Origin of the sequence: Cupriavidus sp. OTU4054, assembly GCF_038440175.1 — a bacterium.
Lineage (GTDB): Bacteria > Pseudomonadota > Gammaproteobacteria > Burkholderiales > Burkholderiaceae > Cupriavidus > Cupriavidus pauculus_D.
The window spans coordinates 88,566-94,924 of record NZ_JASATF010000027.1; the positions used below are offsets into that span (position 1 = coordinate 88,566).

6 protein-coding genes and 2 riboswitches are annotated in these 6,359 nt (G+C 67.7%); all 6 genes read left to right on the forward strand.

Annotated features, from left to right (window positions below):
• Nucleotides 1-48: 48 nt before the first annotated feature.
• A complete protein-coding gene (locus AAHB16_RS26220; RefSeq protein WP_109585325.1) occupies nucleotides 49-273 on the forward strand; it encodes a glycine zipper 2TM domain-containing protein in 225 nt (74 codons plus the stop codon).
• 74 nt (nucleotides 274-347) lie between these two features.
• A riboswitch (glycine riboswitch) is annotated at nucleotides 348-434 on the forward strand.
• 20 nt (nucleotides 435-454) lie between these two features.
• Nucleotides 455-592, forward strand: a riboswitch (glycine riboswitch).
• Nucleotides 593-678: 86 nt separating this feature from the next.
• Nucleotides 679-1,803, forward strand: a complete 1,125-nt coding sequence (gene gcvT / locus AAHB16_RS26225) for a glycine cleavage system aminomethyltransferase GcvT (RefSeq protein WP_342052379.1) — start codon at nucleotides 679-681, stop codon at nucleotides 1,801-1,803.
• A gap of 98 nt (nucleotides 1,804-1,901) precedes the next feature.
• Complete coding sequence (gcvH, locus tag AAHB16_RS26230) at nucleotides 1,902-2,282, forward strand: glycine cleavage system protein GcvH (RefSeq protein WP_150373405.1); 381 nt, start codon at nucleotides 1,902-1,904, stop codon at nucleotides 2,280-2,282.
• Nucleotides 2,283-2,378: 96 nt separating this feature from the next.
• The gene (gene gcvP, locus AAHB16_RS26235) at nucleotides 2,379-5,300 is read left to right on the forward strand and encodes an aminomethyl-transferring glycine dehydrogenase (protein WP_342052380.1); all 2,922 of its coding nucleotides are present in this window, start codon (nucleotides 2,379-2,381) and stop codon (nucleotides 5,298-5,300) included.
• Nucleotides 5,301-5,402: 102 nt separating this feature from the next.
• The gene (locus AAHB16_RS26240) at nucleotides 5,403-5,927 is read left to right on the forward strand and encodes a DUF421 domain-containing protein (RefSeq protein WP_150373403.1); all 525 of its coding nucleotides are present in this window, start codon (nucleotides 5,403-5,405) and stop codon (nucleotides 5,925-5,927) included.
• 12 nt (nucleotides 5,928-5,939) lie between these two features.
• Nucleotides 5,940-6,359: serine dehydratase beta chain (locus AAHB16_RS26245; protein ID WP_342052381.1), on the forward strand; the 420-nt coding region annotated here is incomplete at its 3' end.

Here is a 6,359-nt window from a genome sequence, read left to right on the forward strand (position 1 = left end):
TTCGGAACGCCGTGCCACCCATAACTCAACACCACATGGAGGGCCATCATGACTACCTTGAACAAACTCTCGCGCGTCGCGTTGATCGGCTTGACCGTCAGCCTGTTCGCGGGCTGCGCGGACTGGTCGCCGAAGCAGCGGAATACCGCGATCGGCGCGGGCGTGGGCGCGGCCGGCGGTGCCGTGCTGACCAACGGCAGCGCGCTGGGTACGCTCGGCGGCGCGGCGGTGGGCGGCGTCGTGGGTAATGTGATTACCAACGACCGGAAGTAATTACACGCGGCATACGCGGGAGGGAATCGGGGCGCGGGCCGTTGACACCGCTCCGGCCCTCCCGTACATTCACGCGCATCCGTCCGGGAGAGCGCGCAGATCTGCGCCGCCGAAGGGGTATCACCCGAAAACTCTCAGGCACCAAGGACCGGGCGGATCGGTACAACTATGCACAGCGTTGCTACCGAACTCTGGAGAGCGACACCCGTCATTGCTTTCATGCATGATGAGCGTGTCCACCGAAGGGGCGCACGAAGCGGAGCGTGAACAACGCGCAGCGTTTCGTAATCTCTCAGGTATCGAGGACAGAGGGGTCATCCGTCGCGACGGGCATCGTGGTCAACACCACGGCGCCTCGCGACGGATGGCCCCTTTTTTGTTTTCGCGACCAAAGGAAAGCCCTCCATGACGCTCCAGGCCACGCCCCTCAACGCCATCCACCGCGCCCTCGGCGCCCGCATGGTCGACTTCGGCGGCTGGGACATGCCGGTCAGCTACGGCTCCCAGATCGAGGAGCACAATGCCGTGCGCACCGACGCCGGCATGTTCGACGTTTCCCATATGTGCGTGGTCGACCTGGCCGGCGCCAACACGCGCGCGTTCCTGCGCGGCCTGCTGGCCAACAACGTCGACAAGCTCCAGACGCCGGGCAAGGCGCTCTACTCCTGCATGCTCGACGACAAGGGCGGCGTCATCGACGACCTGATCGTCTATTTCTTTGCCGAAGATCGCTTCCGCCTCGTGGTCAACGCGAGCACGGCCCTCGGCGACATCGAATGGATCCGCGCGCGCAACGCCGCCACCGGCAGCGGTGTCACCATCACGCCCCGCCGCGGCGATGTGGTGCCCGCCGGCACGGACGCGCTTGCGATCGTCGCCGTACAGGGCCCGAACGCACGCGCCCGCGTCTACGCGGCCTTCCCGTCGACCCAGCCGGCCGACGCGCTCAAGCCGTTCAACGCCGTCGTCGTGCAGGATCCCGCCGTCGGCGAACTGATGGTCGCCCGCACCGGTTACACCGGCGAAGACGGTTTCGAACTGGTGGTGCCCGCCGAGAACGTGGCCGGCATCTGGGAGAAGCTGCACGCCGCGGGCGTCCGCCCGGCCGGGCTGGGCGCGCGCGACACGCTGCGCCTCGAGGCCGGCATGAACCTGTACGGCCAGGACATGGACATCGAGACCTCGCCGCTGGACGCCGGCCTCGCCTGGACCGTCGATCTGCAGAGCGAACGCGATTTCACGGGCAAGGCGGCGCTCGTCGCCAACGGCCAGCAGCGTAACTTCCTCGGCCTGATCCTGCGCGACAAGGGCGTGCTCCGCGCGCACCAGAAGGTCGTCACCGCCTCCGGCGACGGCGAGATCACGAGCGGGACGTTCAGCCCCTCGCTGTCGCTGTCTGTCGCATTCGCACGGTTGCCGAAGGACATTGCACCCGGCGCCGAGGTGCAGGTGGAGATTCGCGACCGCAAACTGACTGCAACTGTGGTTAAACTGCCGTTTGTGCGCAATGGCAAGGCACTCGTGAGCTGACGCTCGCAACCACGGTCGCCCAACAACACGATGGACCGCCGGCAGGCATGGCCGCCCGCCGGCACCCCAACCCCGATATCTGCATCCGGAGAACCCTCATGAACTTCCCCGCCGACCTCAAGTACACCGAGTCGCACGAGTGGGTACGCGTCGAAGCCGACGGCACCCTGACCATCGGCATTACCGACCACGCGCAGGACGCGCTGGGCGACATCGTCTTCCTGGAACTGCCCGAGGTCGGCCGCACGGTCGGTGCCGGCGACGCGCTGGCCGTCGTGGAATCGGTGAAGGCCGCTTCCGACATCTACGCGCCGGTGGCCGGTGAAGTCATCGCCGTGAACGAGGCCGCAACGGCCGCTCCGGAAAGCGTCAACGCCAACGCGTTCGACGCGTGGCTGTTCAAGCTGAAGCCGGCCAACGGCGACGACGTGAACGGCCTGATGAACGTGGACGCCTACAAGGCCAGCGTCGGCGCCTGAGCCGACATCGCTTCCCGCTGAGCCGGCGGGAAGCTGCCCCCCGATGTACCCGGCGCACCGGCCGACCACCGGTGCCGCCACAACGAGATCCTTGCCATGAACGCCCCGCTGCCCACGAACGCTGCCGCGCAATCCCGGCCCACGCTGGCCGAACTGGAGGCGCGCGACGCCTTCGCCGCCCGTCATATCGGCCCCGACTCCGCCGAACAGCGCCATATGCTGAAGGTGCTCGGTTACGAGAGCCGCGCCGCGCTGATCGATGCCGTGATCCCGGCCGCCATCCGCCGCCGCGACGGCATGCCGCTCGGTGAATTCACCGCACCGCTGACCGAGGAAGCCGCGCTGGCAAAGCTGCGCGGGCTGGCGTCGAAGAACAAGGTGTTCAAGAGCTTCATCGGCCAGGGTTACTACAACACGCTCACGCCGGGCGTGGTGCTGCGCAATATCTTCGAGAACCCCGCCTGGTACACCGCGTACACGCCGTACCAGCCCGAGATCTCGCAGGGCCGCCTCGAGGCGATGCTGAACTTCCAGCAGATGATCACGGACCTGACCGGCCTGGACATCGCGAACGCGTCGATGCTCGATGAAGGCACGGCCGCCGCGGAAGCCATGACGCTGCTCCAGCGCGTGAACAAGCATGCCTCGAACACGTTCTACGTGGCCGACGACGTGCTCCCGCAAACGCTGGAAGTGGTACGCACGCGCGCACTGCCGCTCGGTATCGAGATCAAGGTCGGCCCCGCGGCCGACGCGGCCGGCGCCGATGCCTTCGGCGTGCTGCTGCAGTACCCGGGCGTGAACGGCGACGTGGCCGACTACCGCGCGATCGCGGACGCGGTGCACGCGGCCGGCGGTCTCGTGGTGGCCGCCGCCGACCTGCTCGCGCTGACGCTGATCGTGGCACCCGGCGAATGGGGCGCGGACGTCGCGGTGGGCAACTCGCAGCGCTTCGGTGTGCCGCTCGGCTTCGGCGGTCCCCACGCGGGCTACATGGCCGTCAAGGATGCGTTCAAGCGCTCGATGCCGGGCCGCCTCGTCGGCGTGACCGTCGACGCACAGGGCAACAAGGCCTACCGCCTCGCGCTGCAGACGCGCGAACAGCATATCCGCCGCGAGAAGGCGACCTCGAACATCTGTACCGCGCAGGTGCTGCTGGCCGTGATGGCCTCGATGTACGCGGTCTACCACGGTCCGCAGGGCCTGCAGCGCATCGCGCAGCGCGTGCACCGCCTGACGGCCACGCTGGCCGCCGGCCTGCAGGCGCTGGGCCACACGCCGCTGAACGCGACCTTCTTCGACACGCTGACGTTCGAGACTGGCTTCAACACCGAAGCGATCCACGCGGCCGCCACCTCGCACGGCATCAACCTGCGCCACGCGGGCGGCACGCGCATCGGCGTCTCGCTCGACGAGACCGCCACGCGCGCGGACGTGGTCACGCTCTGGGAAATCTTCGCGCACGGCAAGCCGCTGCCCGACTTCGACGCCATCGAAGCCACGGTCGGCGACGGTTTCCCGACCGCGCTGGCGCGCCAGAGCGCGTACCTGACGCACCCCGTGTTCAACACGCACCATGCCGAGCACGAGATGCTGCGCTACCTGCGCATGCTCGCGGACAAGGACCTCGCGCTGGACCGCACGATGATCCCGCTCGGTTCGTGCACGATGAAGCTGAATGCCACTAGCGAGATGATCCCGGTGACGTGGCCCGAGTTCAGCCGCATCCATCCGTTCGCGCCGCTCGACCAGACCGTGGGTTACCGCGAGATGATCGACCAGCTGGAGGCCATGCTGTGCGCGGCCACCGGCTACGCGGCCGTGAGCCTGCAGCCGAACGCAGGCTCGCAGGGCGAGTACGCGGGCCTGCTGATCATCCAGAAGTACCATGCAAGCCGCGGCGAAGGCCATCGCAACATCTGCCTGATTCCGTCGTCCGCGCACGGCACCAACCCCGCTTCCGCGCAGATGGCCGGCATGCAGGTGGTGGTCGTGGCCTGCGACGACAACGGCAACGTCGACCTCGCGGACCTCGCGAAGAAGGCGGAGCAGCACAGCGCCAACCTGGCCGCGATCATGATCACGTACCCGTCGACGCACGGCGTGTTCGAAGCGGGCGTTCAGGAAATCTGCGAAATCGTGCATCGCCACGGCGGCCAGGTCTACGTGGACGGCGCCAACATGAACGCCATGGTGGGCACGGCCGCGCCGGGCCACTTCGGCGGCGACGTCTCGCACCTGAACCTGCACAAGACGTTCTGCATTCCGCACGGCGGCGGCGGCCCGGGCGTGGGTCCGGTTGCCGTGGGCGCGCACCTCGCGGACTTCCTGCCGAACCAGGACAGCGTCGGCTACCGCCGCGACGAGAACGGCATCGGCGGTGTCTCCGCCGCGCCGTTCGGCTCCGCGAGCATCCTGCCCATTTCGTGGATGTATATCGCGATGATGGGCTCGGCCGGCCTGACGGCCGCCACCGAGAACGCGATTCTCACGGCCAACTATGTCGCCCGCCGCCTGGCGCCGCACTTCCCGGTGCTGTACACGGGCCAGCACGGCCTGGTCGCGCACGAGTGCATTCTCGACCTGCGTCCGCTGCAGAAGGAAACGGGCATCACCAACGAGGATGTGGCCAAGCGCCTGATGGACTACGGTTTCCACGCGCCGACGATGAGCTTCCCGGTGCCGGGCACGCTGATGATCGAGCCGACCGAGAGCGAAGCGCTGCACGAGCTCGACCGCTTCGTCGACGCGATGATCGCCATTCGCGCCGAGATCGCGCGCGTGGCCGACGGCTCGTTCGACCGCGAGGACAACCCGCTCCGCCACGCACCGCACACCGCGGCCGTGATTACCGCGAACGAATGGACGCACGCGTACACGCGCGAGGAAGCCGCCTACCCGGTGGCGTCGCTGCGCACGCAGAAGTACTGGCCGCCGGTCGGCCGTGCCGACAATGTGTACGGCGACCGCAACCTGTTCTGCTCGTGCGTGCCGATGAGCGAGTACGCGCAGGACTGAGGGGGCGTTGTCAGGCGGCGCCGGACACCCACCGGTGCTGCCAACGCGCTATGCTCGGAGCGCGCCCACGATCGCGGCGCGTTCTGAGCGGAGACCTCTTTCATGTGGCATCTCGAAGCGCCCTGGTGGGAATTCGTACTGCGCGGCCTGATCGTCTACGGCGCGCTGCTTATCCTCATGCGGCTGTGCGGCAAGCGGCAGACCGGCCAGCTCACGCCATTCGATCTGGTCCTGCTGCTGATCATCTCCAACGCCGTGCAGAACGCGATGAACGCCGGCGACAATTCGGTGGCCGCGGGGCTGATCCTGGCCCTGACACTGTTCGGCGCCGATGCGGCGCTGGGCTACTTCACCTGGCGCAACCGGCGAATCGAATCGCTCGTGGATGGCAAGCCGCAGATCCTGATTCATGACGGCAAGATCAGCGACGCCGTGATGCGGCGCGAGCGCATCAGCTCGCACGAGTTGCAGAAGATCCTGCGCCGCGCGGGCTGCGAACGCCTCGAGCAGGTGCGCTTCGCGATTCTCGAGACCGACGGCACCGTCAGCGTGATGCGGCACGAGGAATCGCCCTCGAACGAGCGAAAGCTGGACGCCCTGTGGCGCGATCCCGGCACATCGCAGTAATGGAGACATACCGTGGCTGTCAGCGTTTTCGATCTGTTCAAGGTGGGCATCGGCCCGTCGAGCTCGCATACCGTGGGCCCGATGCGCGCCGCGCTGATGTTCGCGCAGGGGCTGGAGCGCGATGGCCTGCTGCCCCACGTGGCCGCCGTGCGCGTGGAACTCTACGGCTCGCTCGGCGCCACCGGCAAGGGCCACGGCACCGACAAGGGCGTGATGCTCGGCCTCATGGGTGAGGCGCCCGATACCATCGATCCCGATACCATCGACGCGAAGCTCGGCGTGGTGCGCCAGTCGCGCACGATGACGCTGCTGGGCAAGCATGCGGTGCCCTTCGTCGAACGCGAGCACATTGCGTTCTACCGGCGCGAAGCGATGGCCGAGCACCCCAACGGCATGAAGTTCCACGCGTTCGATGCCACCGGGGGGGGGGGG